The organism is Mycobacterium sp. OAE908 (assembly GCF_017872775.1).
In the GTDB taxonomy this organism is placed as follows: Bacteria; Actinomycetota; Actinomycetes; order Mycobacteriales; family Mycobacteriaceae; genus Mycobacterium.
Window position 1 is genome coordinate 3,526,363 of the sequence record NZ_JAGGJL010000001.1, and the last position, 22,046, is coordinate 3,548,408.

The 22,046-nt window shown below is 63.8% G+C and carries 19 protein-coding genes; 10 read left to right on the forward strand and 9 right to left on the reverse strand.

Features of this window, described 5'->3' with window-relative positions; translation table 11 throughout:
- Position 1 precedes the first annotated feature (1 nt).
- On the reverse strand, positions 2-946 hold the full coding sequence (locus J3E61_RS17380; RefSeq protein ID WP_210085598.1) for an HTTM domain-containing protein: 945 nt from the start codon (positions 944-946) through the stop codon (positions 2-4).
- 38 nt (positions 947-984) lie between these two features.
- The gene (locus tag J3E61_RS17385) at positions 985-1,530 is read right to left on the reverse strand and encodes a hypothetical protein (RefSeq protein WP_210084386.1); all 546 of its coding nucleotides are present in this window, start codon (positions 1,528-1,530) and stop codon (positions 985-987) included.
- A 150-nt stretch (positions 1,531-1,680) separates the two neighbouring features.
- Here J3E61_RS17385 and J3E61_RS17390 point away from each other — a divergent pair, with 150 nt between their 5' ends.
- On the forward strand, positions 1,681-2,481 hold the full coding sequence (locus J3E61_RS17390) for a hypothetical protein (RefSeq protein WP_210084387.1): 801 nt from the start codon (positions 1,681-1,683) through the stop codon (positions 2,479-2,481).
- 444 nt (positions 2,482-2,925) lie between these two features.
- Positions 2,926-4,050 (forward strand): helix-turn-helix transcriptional regulator, encoded by a 1,125-nt coding sequence (locus J3E61_RS17395; protein ID WP_210084388.1) that lies wholly within the window; start codon positions 2,926-2,928, stop codon positions 4,048-4,050.
- Positions 4,051-4,069: 19 nt separating this feature from the next.
- Here J3E61_RS17395 and maf read toward each other — a convergent pair whose 3' ends face one another.
- Genes maf through J3E61_RS17415 form a run of 4 tightly spaced genes read right to left on the reverse strand, consistent with a single transcriptional unit; the run spans position 4,070 to position 7,491 of the window.
- A complete protein-coding gene (gene maf / locus J3E61_RS17400) occupies positions 4,070-4,714 on the reverse strand; it encodes a septum formation inhibitor Maf (protein WP_210084389.1) in 645 nt (214 codons plus the stop codon).
- Entirely contained in the window at positions 4,711-4,989 is a 279-nt protein-coding gene (locus tag J3E61_RS17405) for an acyl-CoA carboxylase subunit epsilon (protein ID WP_210084390.1), read from the reverse strand. The genes maf and J3E61_RS17405 overlap by 4 nt, the downstream gene beginning before the upstream one ends.
- Entirely contained in the window at positions 4,986-6,635 is a 1,650-nt protein-coding gene (locus J3E61_RS17410) for an acyl-CoA carboxylase subunit beta (RefSeq protein ID WP_210085599.1), read from the reverse strand. Before J3E61_RS17410 ends, J3E61_RS17405 begins: the two co-directional genes overlap by 4 nt.
- A 55-nt stretch (positions 6,636-6,690) precedes the next feature.
- Positions 6,691-7,491, reverse strand: coding sequence for a methyltransferase domain-containing protein (locus J3E61_RS17415; RefSeq protein ID WP_192721758.1), 801 nt, complete (start codon positions 7,489-7,491; stop codon positions 6,691-6,693).
- 724 nt (positions 7,492-8,215) lie between these two features.
- On the opposite strand from J3E61_RS17415, the gene J3E61_RS17420 reads away from it, so the two are divergent.
- Genes J3E61_RS17420 through J3E61_RS17435 form a run of 4 tightly spaced genes read left to right on the forward strand, consistent with a single transcriptional unit; the run spans position 8,216 to position 12,156 of the window.
- Positions 8,216-9,433, forward strand: a complete 1,218-nt coding sequence (locus J3E61_RS17420; RefSeq protein ID WP_192721757.1) for a glycosyltransferase — start codon at positions 8,216-8,218, stop codon at positions 9,431-9,433.
- A complete protein-coding gene (locus J3E61_RS17425; RefSeq protein WP_210084391.1) occupies positions 9,433-10,422 on the forward strand; it encodes a GDP-mannose 4,6-dehydratase in 990 nt (329 codons plus the stop codon). The genes J3E61_RS17420 and J3E61_RS17425 overlap by 1 nt, the downstream gene beginning before the upstream one ends.
- Complete coding sequence (locus J3E61_RS17430; RefSeq protein ID WP_192721755.1) at positions 10,358-11,041, forward strand: acyltransferase; 684 nt, start codon at positions 10,358-10,360, stop codon at positions 11,039-11,041. The genes J3E61_RS17425 and J3E61_RS17430 overlap by 65 nt, the downstream gene beginning before the upstream one ends.
- A complete protein-coding gene (locus tag J3E61_RS17435) occupies positions 11,041-12,156 on the forward strand; it encodes a glycosyltransferase family 4 protein (RefSeq protein ID WP_210084392.1) in 1,116 nt (371 codons plus the stop codon). Before J3E61_RS17430 ends, J3E61_RS17435 begins: the two co-directional genes overlap by 1 nt.
- Position 12,157: 1 nt before the next feature.
- Here the strand turns inward: J3E61_RS17435 and J3E61_RS17440 are convergent, their stop codons facing one another.
- Positions 12,158-12,796: a hypothetical protein gene (locus J3E61_RS17440; protein ID WP_210084393.1), complete on the reverse strand. Its 639-nt coding sequence runs from the start codon at positions 12,794-12,796 to the stop codon at positions 12,158-12,160.
- A 463-nt stretch (positions 12,797-13,259) separates the two neighbouring features.
- Here J3E61_RS17440 and J3E61_RS17445 point away from each other — a divergent pair, with 463 nt between their 5' ends.
- Together J3E61_RS17445 and J3E61_RS17450 are read left to right on the forward strand one after the other, a co-directional pair.
- Entirely contained in the window at positions 13,260-14,432 is a 1,173-nt protein-coding gene (locus J3E61_RS17445) for a hypothetical protein (RefSeq protein ID WP_210084394.1), read from the forward strand.
- Positions 14,377-15,507, forward strand: a complete 1,131-nt coding sequence (locus tag J3E61_RS17450; protein WP_192721751.1) for a glycosyltransferase — start codon at positions 14,377-14,379, stop codon at positions 15,505-15,507. Before J3E61_RS17445 ends, J3E61_RS17450 begins: the two co-directional genes overlap by 56 nt.
- Here J3E61_RS17450 and J3E61_RS17455 read toward each other — a convergent pair whose 3' ends face one another.
- Positions 15,508-16,944 (reverse strand): cellulase family glycosylhydrolase, encoded by a 1,437-nt coding sequence (locus J3E61_RS17455; RefSeq protein ID WP_210085600.1) that lies wholly within the window; start codon positions 16,942-16,944, stop codon positions 15,508-15,510.
- Positions 16,945-17,399: 455 nt separating this feature from the next.
- On the opposite strand from J3E61_RS17455, the gene J3E61_RS17460 reads away from it, so the two are divergent.
- On the forward strand, positions 17,400-18,899 hold the full coding sequence (locus tag J3E61_RS17460; RefSeq protein WP_210084395.1) for a hypothetical protein: 1,500 nt from the start codon (positions 17,400-17,402) through the stop codon (positions 18,897-18,899).
- 24 nt (positions 18,900-18,923) lie between these two features.
- Here the strand turns inward: J3E61_RS17460 and J3E61_RS17465 are convergent, their stop codons facing one another.
- A complete protein-coding gene (locus J3E61_RS17465; protein ID WP_192721749.1) occupies positions 18,924-20,387 on the reverse strand; it encodes an O-antigen ligase domain-containing protein in 1,464 nt (487 codons plus the stop codon).
- Positions 20,388-20,510: 123 nt separating this feature from the next.
- On the opposite strand from J3E61_RS17465, the gene J3E61_RS17470 reads away from it, so the two are divergent.
- Positions 20,511-22,046 (forward strand): protein tyrosine kinase, encoded by a 1,536-nt coding sequence (locus tag J3E61_RS17470; RefSeq protein ID WP_192722447.1) that lies wholly within the window; start codon positions 20,511-20,513, stop codon positions 22,044-22,046.

The following is a 22,046-nucleotide window of genomic DNA, read 5'->3' on the forward strand; positions in this document are numbered from 1 at the left end:
GTTACGCGGCCGAAATGGGTTGCTCGCTGTCCGAGCGGTCATGCGGGGCATTGTCCAAACTCAAAATCGTCGAACGACGAAACAGGCGTGCGGGCTGAGAGGTCCACCGCCGGATGAGTTGCGGGGGTACGAAGGCGCAATAGAGCACGAAGATCGCCGGTGTGAAGAAGCCAACTCCCATCGTGAGCAGTATCGACGTGTGCATGAGCACCCCCGCGCCAAGAACCCAGGGCCGAAGTCGTCGGTTCCACACCAACGTGCCGATCGCGAGCTCCAGGGCGAGAGCGCCCCAGGTGGCCACGTTGATCAAAAACGCACTATGGATGAACCATTGCGGCGCAGGAAGTACCAACATGTCGCGTAGGCGAAGCGCGTAGGAAACCGCCGTACCCTCAGGCCATGCGGTGCCAGCTAGCTTCCAGCGAACCGACGCGAGGTACACAATCGAAAGTTGCAGCTGCAGGAGGCGGATAGCCCACGGCGCCCGCACCTGAGCTGACCAGAATCTACCGGTGCGACGACGTTGATCGAGCGAAAGCGCCGCCCCACTCGGTGCCAGGGCGAGGCAGAGCGCCTCGATGCGCACCAGCACGTCGCCTGCGTTGAAGACGGATGGGTCGCGATGCTGGAAGGATACGACGAGGACGAACACGGCAATCGACGCCCCTCGAGTGTGCCAGCCGACGGTCATGGCGAGAGCCGACAACAACAGCACGAACCATCCCAAAAATAGTGCGCGGTCATCGGGCCAGAATTTGAACAGCGTCCACAGGTACGGATCTGAGGGGACATCTGGCGCGACGCCGTTTAGCCCGAACAACTCCCGCAGGTCAAGAAAGAAAGAACATGTCCATCCAATGACCATGGCTCCGAATGCGATTCGAACCAAGCCGAGCACCTCGACGGGCTCTGGCTGAAACCAGAAAATCCGCCAGGCCGTGAACATCTCGGCGAGGCGCGTGTGACGCCGATCTCTGTTGGCGATCATCGCCACCCGTTGAGGGTCTTCGCGTAGAGGACTTCCGTCCCGACTGTCGGAACGCCGGCCTTGCCGGGCGGCAGCAGTTCCTCGGTGCGGAGAATCATCTGCACTTTAGTTGGGTGCTCGCCGAGTGTGGTCAGATGGCGGACGGCCCACATCGCCAATCCCGCTCGAATGGCGGGCGTGCGAATGACCTGTTCCTTGAGTTTTTGCCAGTGATACCAATGCAATTGGCCGATGACTCGATCACCTTGGCTGAACGACCACATTCTGTCGCTGCCGTCCGCCATAGTCACGTGCACCTCAAGGATCTCGATTCGTCGAATTGGATCCGGCGAGTACATAGTCCAGGTCTGATCGGTGCCGGTGGACACGGCGAGCGGCCTCAGCGCGGGCTGTGCGGAGCGCTTGATATCCGAGTCGGGCAGGTTGCACACGATGGCGACGATCAACGCAGCGGTCACTAACGCACTGATCAAAGCTTCACCCGCAACGGTCATTTCGAACCTGTGCGACAAAGTGGGCGGGCGAACGTCTTCGACGATCACGTCCACCATCCGCCCCGAGGACGGAAACCAAAGAAGAGTCCAAGGAAGGCCGTAATCAGGCCACCGATGAATGATGTGGTCGCCTGCCAGACCCGTGCGAAGAAAGTCGCGATTGGGTTGGACGATGGAGTGCCTGTAGTAGAACCGCTAGTGGTTCCTGTTGTGCCGGTGCTGTTTCCGGAGGTTTGGCCGGAGGTGCCTCCGCTGGTGCCCCCGGAGGTGTTGTCGCCCGAGGTGCTGCCCGACGTGCCGCCGGAGGTGCCTCCGCTGGTGCCCCCGGAGGTGCCTCCGCTGGTGCCCGAGGTGCCGCCGGAGGTTTGGCCGGAGGTGCCTCCACTGGTGCCCCCGGAGGTGCCTCCGCTGGTGCCCGAGGTGCCGCCGGAGGTGTTGTCGCCGGAGGTGCTGCCCGAGGTGCCGCCGGAGGTTTGGCCGGAGGTGCCGCCGGAGGTGCCTCCGCTGGTGCCCCCGGAGGTGTTGTCGCCGGAGGTGCTGCCCGAGGTGCCGCCGGAGGTTTGGCCGGAGGTGCCTCCACTGGTGCCCCCGGAGGTGCCTCCGCTGGTGCCCCCAGAGGTGCCTCCGCTGGTGCCGCCGGAGGTGTTGTCGCCCGAGGTGCCGCCGGAGGTTTGGCCGGAGGTGCCTCCGCTGGTGCCCGAGGTGCCGCCGGAGGTGTTGTCGCCGGAGGTGCTGCCCGAGGTGCCGCCGGAGGTGCCTCCGCTGGTGCCCCCGGAGGTGTTGTCGCCCGAGTTGCTGCCCGAGGTGCCGCCGGAGGTTTGGCCGGAGGTGCCTCCGCTGGTGCCCCCGGAGGTGTTGTCGCCCGAGGTGCTGCCCGAGGTGCCGCCGGAGGTTTGGCCGGAGGTGCCTCCGCTGGTGCCCCCGGAGGTGTTGTCGCCCGAGGTGCTACCCGAGGTGCCGGCCGTTAAAGCTACCGGCGCCGAGTCTTCAACTGGTTGAAGGAGCGAGGCCCCGCTGATAATCAGGCCTCCGGCGAAGACCGCCGCTCCGACGGTCTGCCTAGTCTTCAGACGTGTCGCTTGCCTACCGCTTGGTTTGCCTGAATGGGAAGAATCCGTCATTTGATACTCCAATGCGTATCACTTGGGTGTAACCATCTGGGCGGCAAACCCGCGTGCCCAGAGGCGAGGCTGCAATGTGCGAACCGCCGAGCTTGACGTCGTTGGCCTGCGCCATAGCCGAAAGGGATTGATAGTCAACATTCGGGCATACCCCCGTCGACAAGTAATGCGAGCCAGTCGGCGCTAGTGCGCGACCTCTGCTCAACTACATCACCGCGTCAATTTGCTCGCTTCACCCAATTGGGTGAGGTTTACTGAGTCTTGGCGGTTCACATCGACTAGCAGCCAGGCGAGGGGTAGCGAGGGCGGAGCACCCGGAATCATGATCACTATCGCGGCTTTCTCTGAGATCGTGTCCATGATCTACGCCGCTGCCGTCTCTCCGGACTGTTGGGACAATGCAGTGGCTCATATTCATCAGGCCATGTTGGCGGACGCTACGGGGATCGGACAGCCGCGCTCTACCACTTTGGCGTTCGCTGATGGCGTGAGCCGATCGATGACCGGCAATCTCGAGCCTGAAGCCGACCTCGCCTACGGCCAGTATTACGGTCGGTTGGATTTTGTCCTGCAAGCCGTTGAGCGGGGACCAATCGGTCAGTTGCGCACCGGAACTGAACTGATCGCCCCGCGGACGCGCAGCGAGTTCTATATCGATTGGGTGCACCCGAACGGCCTGGGTGACGGCATCTTCGTACGACTGACGACTGATGCGAAGCCGACGAGTTTTGTGGTCGCAGGGACACCGGGCTGCGAGCCGTTCGACAACGAAGAACGAACCGAATTACTGAGCCTGCTCGTGCCGCACCTGCAGCAGGCGCTGCGTACGCAGAACAAATTGTCGAACCTTTCGCGCAACGCGCGAGAACTCGCCGCAGCGCTGGACTCAGTTGAGCATGGAATCGCCATCGTGCGGTCCGACTTTCGTATTGTCCACGCCAATGCCGAGGCCGAACGAATCCTTCGGGAAGGCGATGGCTTGACCACATTCGGCGCACGTCTGGCGACTGGAATGGCTGCCACGCGTGCCAAACTCGATGCGCTTTTGGATTTCGCTCTTGACGGCGACAGATCCGGTGTCCGCCACGGCGGATCGGTCGTTTGTTACCGGTCTTCAGGTCGGCGCCCCTACGCGATTCATGTTCTCCCGCTTGAATTTCACCGATCCGAATTCGTTTCGCACAGTCCAGCTGCCATGGTGGTGATCGTCGACCCGGAACGGCCTCCAATGACAGCCGTCCAATCGCTTCGTCAATTGTTCGGACTGACCAAGACCGAAGCGACGGTGGCCCAGCTTGTCTTGAACGGGCAAGGACTCGGCCCGATTGGCGATCAGCTGCAGCTCTCCCGCGACACCGTCAAGACTCACTTGAGAAACGTCTTTCACAAGACGGGTACGCACCGACAGGCCGAACTGGTCCGGCTTCTGCTCGCAGTTACGGTCTAGTGGAGTCGGTCGCTCGCGCTTAAGAGGGGAGCGGGTTCGCCGCCCAGAGGTCCGAAATCGACAGGCCCGCATGGCCGAGTAGTCGTCGCGTCAGCGGCAGGCCGATGCCGATCACCGCCGACGGGTCGCCCTCCACGCCATCGATGAACCAGCCACCGAGCCCGTCGAGCGTGAAACCGCCAGCCACTGCGAGCGGTTCGCCGCGGGCCACATACGCGTCCAGATCAGCGGGTGAGGGCACGCCGAAGTTGACTGTCGTGCAGACCGCGTCGGCGGCGCGATACGTAACCTTGTTGCCTGACAACCGAATAACGCAATGCCCGGTATAGAGCTGGCCGGACTTGCCTGCCATCCGCTGCCAGCCCTCACGCGCCGCGTCCGCAGTCGCGGGCTTACCCAACAGCTCTCCGTCGCGGTACAGCATCGAATCACAGCCGATCACAACGCAATCGGCGCCAACCTCCGGATCAAGTACATGTGCGACAGCATCCGCCTTCGCAGTGGCCAACGCCGTCGTCACATCGCCTGGCGTCGCCAATGGATCGAGATCCGCGACGACGGCGTCCTCGTCCACCCCGGAGACGATGACCAGCGGATCGATTCCCGCCTGGCGCAACACCTTACGACGGCCTGGTGAGGCCGACGCAAGCACCAAGCGGGTCATTTCCGCATGTGTGTCCGCTCCAGCAGCGTCACCCGCTGCCAGCTGAAGGTTGCGTAGCGCAGCCGGTCCACCGGATGGCCCCACAGGTTCTGCTCGGCTTCCCGCGGCTCGGGCGGGGTGCCCGAACCACTGGCCAGCACGGCGATCACCGCGGCCAACTCCTCAGCGGTCGGCTCGCCCTTGACCACCTTGATGTGCGGGTCATGCGCGTGCGGATCGGCAGCCACAACTTCGTTTTCGTCGCTCACAGTTGCTGAATCGTTCGCTCGGCTCACAGTGGAATGTTCCCGTGCTTCTTCGGCGGAATCTGAGTGATCTTGCGCTCCAGCAGTCGCAGCGCCGTGGCGACGTAGCCACGGGTATGCGACGGCGGGATCACCGCGTCGACGTAACCACGCTCGGCGGCGATGTACGGGTTCACCAACGTGTCCTCGTAGTCCTGTTGCAGCTTCAAGCGAAGCGCATCGACGTCCTCGCCGTTCTTGGCGGCCTCCGTCAGCTGCTGGCGATACACGAACCCGACAGCGCCCGACGCGCCCATGACGGCGATCTGGGCCGTCGGCCATGCCACCACGACGTCGGCGCCCATGTCCTTGGACCCCATCACGCAGTACGCGCCGCCGTAGGACTTGCGGGTGATGACGGTGACCTTCGCGACCGTGGCCTCACCGTAGGCGTACAGCAGCTTCGCGCCGCGGCGGATGATGCCGTTGTATTCCTGGTCGGTGCCCGGCAGGAAGCCCGGCACGTCCACCAGCAGCACGATCGGGATGTTGAAGCAGTCGCAGGTGCGGATGAACCTGGCCGCCTTCTCCGAGGCGTTGATGTCCAGGCAGCCGGCGAACTGTGTCGGCTGGTTGGCGACGATGCCGACCGTGCGGCCCTCGACCCGGCCGAACCCGACCACGATGTTGGTCGCGTAACCGGCCTGCACCTCGAGGAACTCGTCGTCGTCGAGGATGCGGGTGATCACCTCGTGCATGTCGTACGGCTGGTTCGGCGAATCCGGAATCAGCGTGTCGAGTTCGAGGTCCTCGTCGTTCAGGTTCTCTTCGATACCGCCGGAAGGCACCGGCACGTTGTAGCGCGGCGGATCGGCGTAGTTGTTGCTCGGCAGATAGCTCAGCAGCTCACGGACGTACTCCAGGGCGTCCTGCTCACCGGAAGCGACGTAGTGCACGGTGCCCGACTTGGCCATGTGCGTGTGCGCGCCGCCGAGCTCCTCCATCGTGACGTCCTCACCGGTGACCGTCTTGATGACGTCGGGTCCGGTGATGAACATCTGGCTGGACTTGTCGACCATGATGACGAAGTCGGTCAGTGCGGGGGAGTACACGTGGCCACCGGCCGCGGCACCCATGATCAGCGAGATCTGGGGGATAACCCCGGAGGCCAGGATGTTGTTGCGGAAAATACGGCTGTACAGGCCGAGCGAGACCACGCCCTCCTGAATGCGGGCGCCCGCGCCGTCGTTGATGCCGATCAGTGGCCGGCCGGTCTTGATGGCGAGTTCCTGGACCTTGACGATCTTTTCGCCGTACACCTCGCCGAGGCTGCCGCCGAACACCGTCGCGTCCTGGCTGAAGATGCAGACCTCGCGACCGTCGATGGTGCCGTAACCGGTCACCACGCCGTCGCCAAGGGGACGCTTGTCCTGCAGGCCGAAGTTGGTGCTGCGGTGCCGCGCCAGCGCATCGAGTTCGACGAACGAGTCCTCGTCCAGCAGCGCAAGGATGCGCTCGCGAGCAGTCAGCTTGCCCTTGGCGTGGGTCTTCTCGACTGCAGTCTCACCGACCGGGTGCAGGGTCTCTTCGGTCCGCTTGCGCAGGTCTGCCAGCTTGCCCGCGGTCGTGTGGATATCGATCTCGTGCTCTGCCGCAGCCTCAGCCCGATGCTCGGAAACGCTCGTCATGGTGCTGATGTTAACGAACGCCCTTAAAGTCTTCTTAGGCAGGCTTGCGCGCCGTGGCGACGGTTTAGCCGGACGCGTTCTTCAGAGTCGTTTCGGAGACCTTGGCGCTCGCCGACAGCGACCCGCTGCCGTAGCCGACATGAGGCTTGCGCAGGATGACCACAACGAAGCTCGCCAGGTATGGCACCGGGTGACGGTGCAGCAGCTTCATCTTGAGGCGTTCGAGCGCGTGCAGCGGCGGAAGCCGGCGGTAGTAACCATGCCCGAAGGTCGCGTTGATGCGCTCGACCTCGAAGCCCACACTCTCGTAACGCTTAGCGGTACGCCGCGACGGGCCGAGGCACCAGCGGTAGTAGGCGGGGAACTTCTGCTGCTTGGGGTCGGAAATCCGCCACGGCTGGAAAACCTGGACCAGCGCCCGGGCCTGCTTCTCCGGGATCAGGTGGTTGACCAGAATCGGCAGGCTGTGCAGCGTCGGGAAGAAATGCACCGAAAGGCCGCCTGGACGCAGCAGTTTGAAGCAGTTCTGGTGGAACGTGACCGGGTCCGGCAGGTGCTCGCACAACATCTTCGAGAACACGAGGTCGTATTGATTGTGGCCGTCCTCGATCGGTTGGCAAAGGTCGGCCACCCTGGTCTCGACATTGCCTTCGCTCTTGTCGAGCTCGGTCGCTGAGATGTCGAGCACCACTCGTTGCTGTACGAAATCCCACTTGGACTCGGCGACGATCGGATTGGCACCGCCTCCGAGCTCCGCGACAGCCTTGACGCCCTCCCGCTTGGCAAGGTCGACGAGCAGGTCCTCGTAGCCGTTCCACAGCTCATCGATGTCTTGGTAGACAACGTTGCCGCCGGGCTTGCCCATATGCGCACTCCAATAAGGTCGTAGGGCTTGTCGCGTCAAATTGTAATGATCGTCAATGGTAACGGGCGCCATTTGCTGTGGCGTATTTGCCGGTTAGTTGCCTAGCAAAGAAACTTAATTGCCAGACTCCCGAGGCTAGCACGCCGGAGTTGCAATGACCTTGCTCTCCCGCTGGACGAAACTGCGGGCCGACGCGCACACAGGTGGCTAACACACGCGCCATTGAATCCACGATAACCCGTAACTTGATGGGTGCGCAAAAGCAGCTTTCGGCCAGCGCACCGCGGGACTCCGCTCGACGTGATGTTGGCAGGTGGGCAAACGTCTGGCAGTTGCGTTCACCGCGTGACAGATTCCCAATCCATGGCCATTGACGACGGCTACATTCGTGCGCGCCTGCAAAATTTACCTCACCGTCAAGCTAAGAACTCATCCGTAGCGGCGAGCAGCAGTCGGCCACGTCAACTCCGTCATCGCGCCCAGTCCAGTGCGCCAGGCCTTCGGTGGGCGAACAACGCACCAGCCCGAATTCTATTCGCAACCGGCCCGTTTTGCCCAGGTGTACGGGTGTGAGTGACGCTGCCGCACGACGTGCTCGTAACGGTCGCGAAGCGGCAGTTGGGGACGGCGTCTCGGTAGACCGAAACTCGCAATCCGCCATTTGCCGGGATTTGCCGTGGCGATCTTTGGCACGGGTTGTGAGTACGGTACGTTTGCAGTTCTAATGGAGTCGTCGGGCACGCTCTCCGGCCCGGCCGACTCCCGTCCGTCGTCCGCACAGCCTTTCAAGGGGATTACCAGCGTGCAACCAGATCGCAGGTACGACGGTGTCGACGGCCCGAAGGTGGCGATCGCCCACGACTACCTCACACAGTTGGGCGGCGCCGAGAAGATGGTTCTTTCGATGAGCCGGGCCTTCCCGAACGCACCGATTTACACGTTGCTATACGACCCGGCGACGACTTATCCGGAATTTGCCGAACGCGACATTCGGGTTTCGGCGGCGAACAAGATCGGGCCGTTGCGCAAACACCATCGGCTGGGACTCCCCATTTGGCCTGCGTTCGCCCAGTCGATGTTCGTCGATGCCGACGTGGTCCTCACCAGCAGCAGCGGATGGGCCCACGGCTTCCGCACCAGGGGACGCAAGCTCGTCTATTGCTACTCTCCCGCGCGCTGGCTCTACCTGCCGGACAAGTACCTCGGTGAGGACGCCAGCTTCGCCAAGCGCGTCGGCCTCGCCGCAACGAGCCCATACCTCAAGGCGTGGGATCGGCGCATGGCGCGCTCTGCCGACAAGTATCTGGCGATCTCGACGCTGATCAAGGGACGCATCACCGAGGCATACGGCATCGAGTCCGAGCTGGTCTTTGGTCCCGCCGAAACGGCGAATCTTGCTGCAGCCGAGACGATTCCAGCCCTGAATGGCACCGGCGCGGAGAACGGCGGCTTCTACCTGTGCGTCTCCCGGCTGCTGCCGTACAAGAACGTCGACGTCATCATCCGGGCTTTCGCGGACACCGACCGCAAACTGGTGGTGGTTGGCCGTGGACCCGAGGCCGAAAGGCTACGCGGCATCAAGACGCCGAATGTGCTGATGCTCTCGGACCTCACCGACGGTCAGATCTCGTGGTTGTACGAGAACTGCCAAGCGCTCATCGCGGCCAGCTACGAGGACTTCGGTTTGACGCCGATCGAAGCGGGGCTGCGCGGCCGGCCCACCGTCGCACTGCGCTGGGGCGGGTTCCTGGACACCGTCGACGAAGGCCTGTCCGGGGTGTACTTCGACGAGCCGGAGCCCAAGGCCATCGCCGAGGCGATCGACCGGTTCGAGCAGATGCAGTTCGATCCGGACAAGATCCGACGTCACGTGGAGCAGTTCAGTGAAGAGCATTTCGCCGAGCGGCTCTACGGCATCGTGAACGAATTGGCCGGCGACTGATGTCGATTGTCGGCGCGAGCAGCACGGCGCTGATCACCGGTATCACCGGGCAGGACGGCTACTACCTGTCGCAGTTGTTGCAGCGCAACGGCTTCGACGTGCACGGCGTTCCGCGCGACGCCTTGACCGATGTCCCTGCACTCATCGCGTTGATGACCACTGTCAAGCCGGACGTCGTCTTTCACCTCGCCGCCGTTTCCTCTGTTGCCGCGTCATGGCAGGACCCGGCGACGACGACGCGGGTGAACTCGCTTGCCACCGCCGCCCTTCTCGACGCGTGCATTGTTGCGCAGGATCGCACGGCCAAACGGATCGCGATGGTGAACGCGTCGAGTTGCGAGATCTTCGCAGGCGCCGACACGTCGCCGCAGACCGAAGAGACCCCGCTGAGGCCGATCTCACCCTATGGCGCGTCCAAGGCGTTCGGCCACATGTTGTGTCAGGTCTACCGCGACAAGGGACTCGACGTCTGCAACGCGATCCTCTACAACCACGAATCACCGCGCCGCCCAGAGCGATTCGTGACTCGCAAGATCACGAAGGCAGTGGCCGCGATCGCCGCGGGTCGCCAGCACCGGCTCGTGCTCGGTGACCTCGGTGTCGAGCGCGACTGGGGCTGGGCGCCCGACTATGTCGACGCCATGTATCGAATGGCGCTGCACGGCAAGGGCGATGACTACATCGTCGCCACCGGTGTGTCCCACTCGGTCCGCGACTTCGTCGCCGCGGCGTTCTGTGCCGCAGGTATTCCTGACTGGCAGGCATACGTCGAGACCGATGCCGCATTTCTGCGTCCTCGCGAGGGCGCCGCGGTCGTCGGCGATGCCACCAAGGCGGGCGACGTCCTCGGCTGGCGCCCGACCACTGACTTCGACGAAATCGTCAAGGCGATGGTGATTTCCGATTTACGACAGGAGCAGGCACATGTGGAAAGAACCTCAGAAGGCGGATCCCGCGGACATAGCTCGCAAGCTCGAGGTCGCTCCTGATCTGACGATCGTCCCAGGGCCGGTCATCCAGCTCTCCGAAGACGGCGAGAAGCTCGTCGGCTACAAGATGCAGGACATCAGCCTGCCCCGGAAGGTACGTAACCGCCTCGCCACGCTGCTGTACAACATGTTCGTCACCTACATCCCGTCGCACACAGTGCGGTTGGGCTTCCTGCGACTGGCGGGCGCCAAGATCGGCAAGGGGTCGTCGATCATGCGGACCACGACGATCCTCGATCCCGAGTTCTTGAGGATCGGGGAGAACAGCACGATCGGCATGCGGTGCATGATCGACGCGCGCGCCAGCGTGTGGATCGGCGACAACGTCACGCTCGCCAGCGACGTGCACGTCGTCGGCGGCGGCCACGACATCAACCAGCCCGACTTCCTGCCGATCCCGGGCATCCCGACCGTCATCTGCGACTACGTCTGGATTGCCAGCAGGGCAATGACGTTGCCGTGCATACTCAATCGGGGCGCGGTCGTGGCCGCGCACTCTCTGGTCACCAAGGACGTCGGTGAATGCGAGGTCGTCGGCGGCGTGCCTGCCAAGGTGATCGGCAAGCGGGACCCGGAGGCGCTGAAATACAGCGCCAGCTATCGGCCGCTGTTCCACTGATGGCCGACCTCAAGGACTATCGGCTGGTTTTCGTCGCGCCCGCGCGCGGCAAGACCGCGGTCGGCGACTATTCCGAAGACTTCATCACGCCGGTTCGCCGGCATTTCGGCGAGGTGGTGGAGGTCAGGTGCGGGTCGCCTGGCGAGGACAGGGTAGCCGAGGCCAGGCGTGCCCGAAAGGAAGTCAGGGAGGCCGTCGCCACCGCACCGCAGGGCCGCGTGTTGGTACACGCCGAGTTGGCGGCCGGCGGGTTTGTGCCGTTCTGGTCGATCGTGGGCCTACCAGGTGTGCCGGTGACAGCGACCATTCACGATCCGCCCCAAGGGGTTTGGTGGCCGTGGTCGGCACGATTCCTGCACCGCAGCCGCCTGATCTTCCACGGTGTGCACTTCACATCGCAGAAACTGACCACAGCGCTGGAGGGCCGGGTTTACACCGGTCGCACGCTCGTCGCGCTCACCGAAACGGGCAGGCGGTCCATCGAAGAGCGCTACCCCCGCCTGTCCGCTGTTCACATCCCGCACATCGTGCGCGACCGGCCGACGATCCGGCCCGTCCAGGAGCGCCCGAAAGCCATCGGCTTCTTCGGACATGTCTACCGCGGCAAGGGATTCGAGCAGATCGAAGGTATTCGCAGGCACCTGCCCGATGACATATTGATCCGGATCGCAGGCCGCGGCACCGAGGCGCTGCCGCGGCAGGACGGAATCGAAGTCCTCGGCGCCGTCGACGGTCCCCAAGAGGACGCGTTCTTCGAGTCCGTCCGCGCGATCGTGGTGCCCTATGGCAAGCGGCACTGGCAGGACGTGACGTATCCCGCGTCGGGTGTCGTAGCACACGCCATGGCCTACCGCACGCCGATCGTGACCACCGGCTACGGCGCTTTGGCTGAACTCGACACCAAAGCCGGCGCCGTCGTCGTGCCGGTCGACCATTCGCAACCAGAAACCGTCGCAACGGAATTGGCGCGCTCAATCGAGCAGCTGGTCAATGATCAGGCGAGGCTGACGGAGCTCGGCGAGTATTCCGAGAAGACGCGACAGGACCGCTCAGGACCGCGCACGGCAGAGGCGTTTGCCGCGCTGTGGACGCGAATCCTCGCGCAGCCGAATTGAGTTACTCGGGATCGATTTCGTACTTACGGATCGCGGCGTCGAGTTGCTCGGGGCTGAAGTCCTTGAGAGAGGTGATCACGGCCATCCGGCCGCCGACGAGGCGGTCGATGTTCGCGAACTCATTGATCACGTGATAGTGCGGCCGGTCGCCGTAATCGTCCATCGCGATCGTCCAGCCGCGCTCGTTCTGCAGCATGCGAATCGACTTGAGCACGCAGGCAACGCGGAACCGCCCGTCCACCAACACGAAATCGGGGGTGCGGCCGCCCTCGAGGCATTCGGCCGGGGGATCGGAGTAGCGCCGGAACTTCTCCAGCCTCTTCGGCGACGGATCGCGCAAGCCGATGGGACGACCCCAATGGCCGGTCAATCCGATGTCGCCGTAGCGGTACGTCTGGCCGGTCGGCCGCTCCAGCCCAGCGCTGCTGATCTTCTTGCGGACGCTCTTCAAGAAGAACGGGTCCGAGTCGACGGCGATGAATTCGATGCCGTGTTTCGCGGCCAAATACGTGGAGCCGCCGGTACCGAATTCCAGGTAGCGCTTCGAGCCCTTAAGTGTCTCGAGGAAAAAGGCGAGACCTTCGTCGCCCTTGCCGTCGGTGCCGTAAAAAAACGGACTATCGGGGACAGGGAAGTCCATAACCCGCTGCAGAACGAGAAATTTCAGGGTCCCAGCAATACTCACGCGTTACTCCCGCAGAAGGCGAACGATGGTCGGCACAGCCTACTCGATAGGCCCGGTGGTCGCCCGCAGGGGCCGGGTATCGGCCGGGCGCAGGGAAGATCGCGATAATCGGCCATGCCAATCCGAGCCGCGGGCACGTTTTGCGATCATGCCGCGAAGGCGCGCAGGCAGACTCACAGCAACTTCATGTCGACATTCGTGGCCAGGGCAAATGGGGTGAACGACTGTGCCCGGCTTGTCACCATGGCGAGTTTGCGGTTCCATCTAGTTCGGAAAAAATAATCCGCTATCGCCACGCGGCCGCAGAAAACGGCCGCACCGCCACTCAAAGGGATTGTCAGCTTGATATCAGCTTGCAAACAGGGGGCCTGAGCTGACCGCGCCAGAAGCGGGCACCCGCCGGTCCGTCAAGACGCTGATGTCGCTGATGTTCGTCTACGGCGGCCGCGCCGCGGGCCTGCTGTGGACCCTGGCGATGATCCACCAGCTGGGCATCAGCCAGTACGGCTTGTACAGCCTGGGGTTCGCGGTCACATCGGTGCTGGGGCAGACCCTGAACAACCCGTACGTGGTGCGTGCCGCTCGCGAACCGGAGGAGGACTTCGTCCGGGAGCGCGCCAGCCGATATCTGCTCGGTGTCGCGCTGATGGTGATCGCACAGGTCTTCCTGCCGATCAACTACATCCTCTGGTTCGGCATCCTCGCGGCCGGAGGCGAGCTGTGTGTGGGTGCCTACAAGGCGCGCGCACTGCGCGAAGGAGACCCTCACCGCACCTCTCGGATCGACACCAGCCGGCAGATCGGCAGCGTCGTGGCCGGCTGCGCCTACCTGTTCGGTGCGCATCTGTTTTCGGCAGACGGACCCAACTTGTTCGGTGCGAGCATCGCCTACTGCATCCCCTATGTGGTGATCGCAGTGCTGGCCGCCGTCACCGTTCGCGGCCACCGCCCCCAGTGGCCTGGGCCGATTCGGACGATCCTGGTGCTCTCGGGCGAGATGCTCGGCACCGCGGCCTTCCTTCAGGGCGACATCCTGCTTCTGGGTTGGCTCACCGACACCACCGTCGTCGGGTACTACAACCTGACGTGGGTGCTCGCCTCGGCCATCGGCTATGTCGGCCAAGCCTTCGGCGCGACGTATACCCAGCCCCTGCGCGACAGCGGTGGCGATGTGAAGACGGGGCCGCCGCTGCGCCTCACTGTCGCAATAGGTTTGGCGGGCGGCGTGATCGTGCTGATCACCGGGATCGTGTTGTTGTTCACGCCGGTTCCGCGTCAACTCGCGATCGCGATGATTGTGATGTCGGCATACGCCACGTTCCGCACGATCATCATGGTCTTCACCTTCATTCTCTATGCCCAGCGGCGAGACGTGATCCGGCTGACGTCCGTGATCGGTTTGGTGCCAGTCAAATTCGGCATCCTGGCCGCATTGGCATCACCCCTTGGCGCGGTCGGGGCCGCGATCGCGACGTCCGTGAGCGACCTCCTGCTGTTGGTGACCTTCACGATGGCGATCTACGGGGGGAGGTGGAATGCCAAGAGCGACGTTCCTGTTGTCGAAGGACCCGGTGACCGAGAGGGCGGGTGACGTCGAACTCGGCAGGCTGATGATGCAGCTCGCCTCCGATGCCTACGACGTGTCGGCGGTGTGCCTGTCCAGCGAGGTGGGTCCGGCGGAGCTGCCCGGCGGCATTGCCGTTACGCGGATCCCCAAGCCGAAGGTGCAACCCGTGCAACTGCTCGCCGACGCCGTTCGCAAGCGTCGCAGCCTCGTTCACGTCCGCTTCGACACCGCGCCTCTGGTGGCCGCGATCGACGCCGCCGACTCCGACGTCTTCGTCGCCGAGCACAGCTATATGGCCGAATCTTTCTTGCGCAGCAACAAATTTCGTAGTGCGCGGCTGATCGTCAACACGAACGTCAGCGAGGCGCTGGTGTGGCGGGCGAGTCGAGGTGCGCTCGGTCGGCTGGAGGCGCCGCGGCTGCGACGAGATGAAGTGCGCGTCGCCCGCGCCGCCGACGCCGTCGGCACCTATGACGAACCGGAGGCCGAGTTCTACCGCGCCAATGGGGTGCCGCGCGCTCGCTGGCTCGACCTGACACTTCCGCCGGTCGAGCCCGTGAACGTCTCGACGTCGCCGCGCCGGTTGGTTTTCATGGGCCTGCGTGACTGGCCGCCGAACCAAGAGGCGTTTTTGTATGCCTTGCGGCTGTGGCCGCGCATCGCGGCGGGCATTCCCGACGCGGAGTTGTGTGTGATCGGGAAGAAGAAGCCCGGCGCCGCGGACCCGGTCTATCCCGAAGGGGTGCGCGACCTCGGATTCGTGGACGACCTAGGGGAGTTCCTCGGGACCTGCCGAGCGTTGGTGGCCCCGATCAAGACCGGCGGCGGTGTGCGGGTCAAGATCCTCGACTCGCTGCGGATGGGGTTGCCCGTCGTTGGCACCAGCGCGGCCGTCGGTGACCTCGGCTCGCTCTTCGGCCTGCAAACCTTCGACGACGACGACGGTTTCGTCGACGAATGCCGTCGCTACCTGCTCGACAAGCAGGCCGCAGTCGAGGCCGCCGGCCGGCTCTACGAAATCAACAAGCGGCGCTGGGAGGAGCGACGGCCTCATCGCGCGGTCGAAGCGCTGCTGCGCGCCGAGGCCGTCGCCGCCTGATCAGGTGAGGACCACCTTGACGCCGGTAAACGGCGCCCAGGTGATGTAGCCGTGTTCGAAATCCATTCTGGCGGTTCCACTTTGAGGCGCATACTTGTCGCTGGTCGCCAGCCCGAGTGCAGGCAAGTAGGCCGCGGCCATCTGGCCGTCGAGCCAGTGCGCCCCGGTTGCTTGGGACCACCACGCCTTGATGCCGCTCTCGAACTCCTGCATCCCGTTGGCGAACTGGGTGGTCGGCGCCACCTTCTTGGGTATCAGCAACTGCGCGACCTGCGTCGGTGAGGTGATGAACATGCTGGCCTTCGGGGTTTCGTAAAGCGTGCTCACAGAACGCATTTGCGCCCACACGGTCGGCGTCGCCCGGAACACGGGACTCAGCACCTCACCCAGATCAGGGCTGGTCTGCTTGGCGAACCTGGTGAACTCCAAGGACTTACCGGGCGCAAACAACATGACCTGCTGAGCCGGCTTGGGGGTCCAGTCGCTGTGGTAAACGCCAAAGGTGTCCTGCGCGTCGGTGCTACCCGTCGCCCGATCGCGCGTCGTGTAGATCAACACCGGTCCGGTGTAGGGCATTTCCTGCCATTTGAGCAGCACGTCCTTGATGAATGCGCCTTGATCGGCCTCACTGACCTTCGACGTCGGTTGGCCGTATTCGGTGCACCAGATCTTTTTGGCGCTGTCGCCATTGGCGACCATCGCCTGGCGCATACCCATCAGCTGGTTTACCGGCGAATTGGCGGCGGGAACGCCGTCGGAGAACTTCAGTGTGTAGTGGTACGGATGAAATGACAGCGCATCGAAATAGTCCTTGGCGCCCGCGGCGTACATCTCACTGACAAAGCGGACCGGATTGATGGTCGCGCTTCCGAAGTCGATGACCGCGCCCAGCACACCGCCGATGATCGTGACCGAGGGATCGACCGCCTTTATTTTCGGGTAGGCCGCCTTGAGTAGATCGGTATAGCCGGCCGGATCAGGGGTCGGGGTGTAGAAGGTGATCGCGTTGGGCTCATTCCAGATTTCGTATGCCGCGATCTTGCCCTGATAACGCTGGGCCACTTTCGCGGCGAAGTCCGCATACACATCGGGTGATGCCGGCCGACCGCTGAGTGGTCGGCCACCTGGCGCCACCGCCCACGATGGAGTCGAGTTGATGAATCCCATGACGGCCAGGTTCTTCGCCACTGCGGCATTGACGACCTTGTCGACGTTGGCCCAATTCAGCGTGCCTCCGCGAATGGGTTCCACCCCGGCCCACGGGATCATCACCCGTACCGTGTCGACTTTGGTCAACGCCCACTTCGCGGCCGTTTTGTCGACATCGGCCTGCGTCATGCCGTAAGTGTCGGCATCCGCAAAACCGATTGTTGTCGGCAGCGGATTAATTGCTGCGGCGTCAATAACATTCACCTGCCGCGGTTTGCCCGACGGCATTACCACGGCAATTGCGGTTACGCAGATAATCGCAATTGCCACAGCGATGGTGACCGTAAAGAAGGTGCGGTGAGAACCCCAATAATGCGCGCGTCGCACAAGTATGTCTCCAAGTCTTGTTGGCGAGGAGTGACGGTGGATTCCGATCTTGATTCACGGCAAGTTTGGGTCATCCACCAGCAATTTCACAGCTTCTGTGCCGTCGGGCGTGTCGCAAAAGAATGCAGCGACGGGCGCATCCGTATTGCCGACGCATACCAACTGCATTTCTAGCAAATTCGGGATCATTGACTGGAATCTGTAAATCCGCTTTGCGGGGTCTTGTCACAGTTTCCTCGGCAGTCACGCTGTTAACATTTGCGCCATTTCGGCGGCAACCGCATCCGCCACACGGCCGCAAAAAATTCGGCCCCGCCAGCACATGCGGTGAAGACAGGCGAGAACCGATACGATGCGTGACAGCGCAACCAGCTACAGCAACCACCGACCCCGAGGGGGACGCGCCGATGGCCGGCCGTAAGCGAGACGTGATTCTCTACGAGCTCAACGAAGTGCCCTGGAGCATCGTCGACTACTACGTACAGCGTCGTCCGAAGTCGAATTTCGCGGCGCTGCTGGACAACGGACAGTCACTGACGACGCGGCATTCCGACGACCCGAAGTTGCAGGGTCTGCAGCCGTGGCGCACGTGGCCGTCGCTTCACAATTCGACGTACGACCACAATTCCTTTGACCTGGGCCAGGATCCGGCCACCTTCCGCGGCGATCCGATCTGGGACGTGGCCGAGCGCGCGGGGCTGAGTGTCGGCCTGTTCGGGCCGCTGCAAAGTTGGCCCGCACGTCATTTCCGCCACGGCGGCTTCTACGTTCCGGACACTTTCAGCCAGGACAGCAAGACCTACCCGGAGTCGTTGAGCAGGTTTCAGGCGTTCAACTTGGCGATGACGGGCCAGAACGGCTTCTCGTCTGATGCCGCCCTTAATCCGAAGTCGCTCTTGGGGACTGGCGTCGATCTGCTGCGTCAGGGCCTCACCCCGCACTCAGCGACGACACTGGGCACCCATCTGGTTCGCGAGGTGCGCGACGAGCGCTACAAGCAGCTTCGAGCCTCCATGCAGGTGTTGCCCAGCTTCGACCTGTACTGGCGACTGCATCGCAAGCATCAGCCGCGGCTGTCCATCTTCTTCACCAACCACGTCGCGAGCATGATGCACCGCTTCTGGGGTGACGCGGTGCCCGGCTACACCGACGAGCATGACTACACCGCCGACGAGGTGTACGGCAGCTTCATCCTGACGGCTATGGACTTCACCGATCGCCACCTGGGCCGTATCCGCAAATACCTGGCGTCGCACCAAGATTCGATGCTGGTACTGGCCGCGAGCATGGGGCAGGGGCCGGTCGATCCGCGGTTCACCGACATCGGCCTTTTCGTCCTCGACGAACACGACAAGCTGGTGTCGCGGCTGGGGCTGCCACCCGCCGAGCTTGGCCTGACGATGTACCCACACCTGTCGTTGGTGTTCGCAGACGAGGCGCAGGCGCAGGCCGCGATCAAGCCGCTCGAGTCCGTGGTGGTCGAAGGCATCGGGCAGTTGTTCGGCCGGTTCCGGGTGGAAGGCCGCACGGTGACGTTCGGCATCGCCAACGTGATCGACAATCCGGTCGACCAGCAGGAGCTGTCGTTGCCGGTGCATTTCCGCCCTGCAGGCGCCGAAAGCGACGTGACCGCAAGCCCTGCGGATCTCGGCTTCATCATCCGGTCGCGGGTCGGTGGCGACAACACCGCTTACCACATCCCCGAGGGCATCATGCTGGCCTATGGAGCGGGCGTGACCCGCGATCCGTCGCGCAAGGAGGTCGACGTCCTGGACGTCGCTCCCTCGCTGCTGGCCAACGTGCTCGGTGTCGAACCCGCGGCCTCGATGCAGGGCTTGCCCAGCCTCTTCGACTGAACGGCGTAGCGGTAGCCGGCCGCGCTATCGGGCGCCGGCAGGCACCGGCTGCGTCGGCGCCGCGGCCGGTGGCCCGGCGGCGGTTTCGCGAGGCGCCGCTTCGTCTTTCGCCAATCTGCGCGATTGGTCGACGTAGACCATAAACGCCAGGAACATCGCGAACTGCAATGCCATCACCGGCATGTCGACGACCGACTGAGCCAAATTCATATAAACGACGGCTGTGCCGATGAAGACACCGCCGAAAACGGCATTCGGTAGCGATGGGGAGCGCATCGCGCGGTACCCCAAGAAACAGCCGATAAGGAGGATGGTGACAAACACCAGGCCGGTGATGATGCCGCCTCGATAGACCGTCAAAAGCGGTGCATTCGACACGTAGTTGAGCGACTGGGCCGCTTGTCCACTGCGGAATTCGGGTCGATCCCAGCCCAGGCCGAAAACCCAATGTCCGGACAGTTGGTGCGGGAAATTGTGCAGCGCCGCCACGCGGTCCGATCGTCCTTTGTCTTCGCTGGCGAACGACGCGAGGATGCGGTCGCGGATCATCGGGGTGAGGAACGCGGCGGCGGCGCCGACGGCCACCACGCCTATCGCGACCTGGCGATCGCGCGCCCGCATGCTGTGGAACAGGAACACCAGCACGAGCCCGGCGGCCACGCTGAACAGGGTGGCCCTACTCAAGGTGAGCAGCATGGCCGCGAACAGGATCACCGACAGTGACACGCGGATCCAGCCGCGGAACAGGACGAGGCACATCACCAAGGCGATCGTCAGGCAGAAGCCCGCGCTGTTCGGCAGCACCCAGGTGCCGCCGAGTCGGATCGTCTTGCCGACCACGCCTGAGCCCTCATCGGAGTAGACGTAGAGCGCGGTGTTCTGACGCAGTTCGGCGCCCACGCCGTAGCCGAATACCTTGAGTGGTTTCAGGATGCGTTGTTGCTGGTCAACGGTGGCCATGGCGATGCCGGCGAGGGCGTTGACCGAGGCCGACACCACAAAAACCCGCCCGAATTTGGCCAGGTTTTCCCGCGACAACCGCAGCAGCGCCACGACCAGCAGGGTGGCGATGGCCCACCTGGTGAACGACATCAAGCTGAACAGCGAGATACCGGTGGCGATCACAGAGATGCCCGACGCGAGAACCAACAGCAACACCGCAACTTCGAGCCTGTTGAGCGAGCTGCGCTCGGTGGTATGAATCAGTACGGCGAGCAGAACCCCTGCAGCGAACAACAGATACATCGGCACGTGCACGCCGGGCAGGTATCCGAACGGGATTGCGCCCATCACGATGGCCAGGCCCCAGAAGAGCCACAGCGGGTGCCGCAAACCGACGTAGACCCCGACGACGAACGCTAGGAGGGCCACCAGGCCAAAGGTCGGCATCCTGCCTTGGCTGATGACCGCCCAGACCCCTGCGGGGACTGCAGCAACCGTTGCGACGGCTAACATGTATTTGCCGAGCAGATTCCAGCGGGGCTTCACGGGGTCTATGGTGTCAGGTCGAGCGACGCGACACCAGCTTGCCCCAAGAAGTTCATAGGCGCCGCGGGCGCGACAACCCGATACCCTAGTCATTGTTTGCCGAGTTTCTCGAAAGGGCTGATCTTGGAGATCATGGATTACCTGCGCATATTTCGCAGGTACTGGTGGCTGGTAGTAGTCCTGACGATCGTCGGCACGGCCGCCGGCTACATAACGACGCTTTTTCTGACGCCCGAATATTCATCCACCGCCCGGCTGTTCGTGGCAACTCAGAACGGCACTTCGGTAACAGAGGCGTACCAGAACAATCTCTTTTCGCAGGAACGTGTGAATTCATATGCTGGCTTGGCCACCAGCGAACAAGTGGCAGCCCGAGCGGTCGATCAGCTCAAGGCGCCCATTTCGCCGGAGGACCTCCGCGCTGCGATCTCGGCCGCACCGGAAGGCAAGACCGTCCTGCTCGACGTCAGCGTCACCGACCCCAATCCCGCCCAGGCGCAGACCTACGCGAATGCCGTCGCCGATCAGCTCGTCGGCCTGGTCAGTGAACTCGAAACCTCACGCCGCGGTGGCAGCCCTGCCGCGGGCGTTGTCGTCGTCGACGAGGCGAGCTATCCGACCGAGGCCAACGGCCTCGGCTTCTGGACGATTCTGGGTCTTGGCGCCGCGGGTGGTCTGCTCGTCGGCATCATCGCCGCCGTCCTCTGGGGCATCTTCGACAAGCGCCTGCGCGGCCGGGAGTCGATCGAGGGGACCGCAGGAACGAACCTGATCGGCGCGCTGCCGGAAGACTCGGCCCGGCCCCGCGTCGAGGTCGTCGACCTGGACGGCAATGGGCTCTACGCGGAGCGTGTGCGTGAGCTGCGGACCAACCTTCGCTTCTCCGTGCCGCCAGGCGCTCAAGGCCCTGCGCGGACCGTGGCGATCACCAGCGCATCGAGCGATGAAGGCCGGACCACCACCGCGATCGACCTGGCGGCGGCGCTCGCCGAGTCGGGCCGCTCCGTCGTGCTGGTTGAAGGCGACCTGCGCAATCCGGTGCTCGCCGACCGGCTCACGCTCGAACCGCAGGCCCGGATCGGTGCGTCCGAGCGCGGCGTCAGCACGGTGCTCGCCGGTGAGCACGCACTGCCTCAGGTTCTGATCGGCGAGGTAGCCGTCGGCGCACATGCCATCGCGCTGCTGCCTGCTGGACCCAAGCCGCCGCGGCCCGGGGAGCTGTGGGCCAACGACCGGGCCGGTGCGCTGTTCGAAGATCTTGCGCGCGGATTCGACTACGTGATCGTCGATACGCCGCCGCTGGGCACCTACGCCGACGGCGCCAACGTCGGCGCGCTGTGCGACGGCGTCCTGGTGCTGTCCCGGATCGGCCGGACCACCAGTTCGGCCCTGCGTCGCGCCATCCAGACCCTGCAGGCTGCCAACGTTCGGATCCTCGGGCCGGTGGCGACCTTCGACCGGGTCGGCATGCTGAGCAAGCGTGCGCACCGCAAGCAGATCGAGCAGGACGCTGCAGGAAGCGGCGGCCCGCAGGGCGATGCGACCTCGCGCGGCGGCGGTGGCGGCTCCGACGACACTGCCGTGATCACTTCCCAGGAAGGTCAGCTCGTGGGGTCGGGGAGCCCGCGGCGTCCCAGGGCTCGGCACGGAAGCAGCTGA

Coding starts and splice junctions, on each gene's coding strand:
- J3E61_RS17435 (WP_210084392.1), top strand. CDS start 11,041: ATGGCCGACCTCAAGGACTATCGGCTGGTTTTCGTCGCGCCCGCGCGC.
- J3E61_RS17440 (WP_210084393.1), bottom strand. CDS start 12,796: ATGGACTTCCCTGTCCCCGATAGTCCGTTTTTTTACGGCACCGACGGC.
- J3E61_RS17395 (WP_210084388.1), top strand. CDS start 2,926: ATGATCACTATCGCGGCTTTCTCTGAGATCGTGTCCATGATCTACGCC.
- J3E61_RS17450 (WP_192721751.1), top strand. CDS start 14,377: ATGCCAAGAGCGACGTTCCTGTTGTCGAAGGACCCGGTGACCGAGAGG.
- J3E61_RS17380 (WP_210085598.1), bottom strand. CDS start 946: ATGTTCACGGCCTGGCGGATTTTCTGGTTTCAGCCAGAGCCCGTCGAG.
- J3E61_RS17425 (WP_210084391.1), top strand. CDS start 9,433: ATGTCGATTGTCGGCGCGAGCAGCACGGCGCTGATCACCGGTATCACC.
- J3E61_RS17415 (WP_192721758.1), bottom strand. CDS start 7,491: ATGGGCAAGCCCGGCGGCAACGTTGTCTACCAAGACATCGATGAGCTG.
- J3E61_RS17455 (WP_210085600.1), bottom strand. CDS start 16,944: ATGCCGTCGGGCAAACCGCGGCAGGTGAATGTTATTGACGCCGCAGCA.
- maf (WP_210084389.1), bottom strand. CDS start 4,714: ATGACCCGCTTGGTGCTTGCGTCGGCCTCACCAGGCCGTCGTAAGGTG.
- J3E61_RS17445 (WP_210084394.1), top strand. CDS start 13,260: ATGTCGCTGATGTTCGTCTACGGCGGCCGCGCCGCGGGCCTGCTGTGG.
- J3E61_RS17430 (WP_192721755.1), top strand. CDS start 10,358: ATGTGGAAAGAACCTCAGAAGGCGGATCCCGCGGACATAGCTCGCAAG.
- J3E61_RS17420 (WP_192721757.1), top strand. CDS start 8,216: ATGGAGTCGTCGGGCACGCTCTCCGGCCCGGCCGACTCCCGTCCGTCG.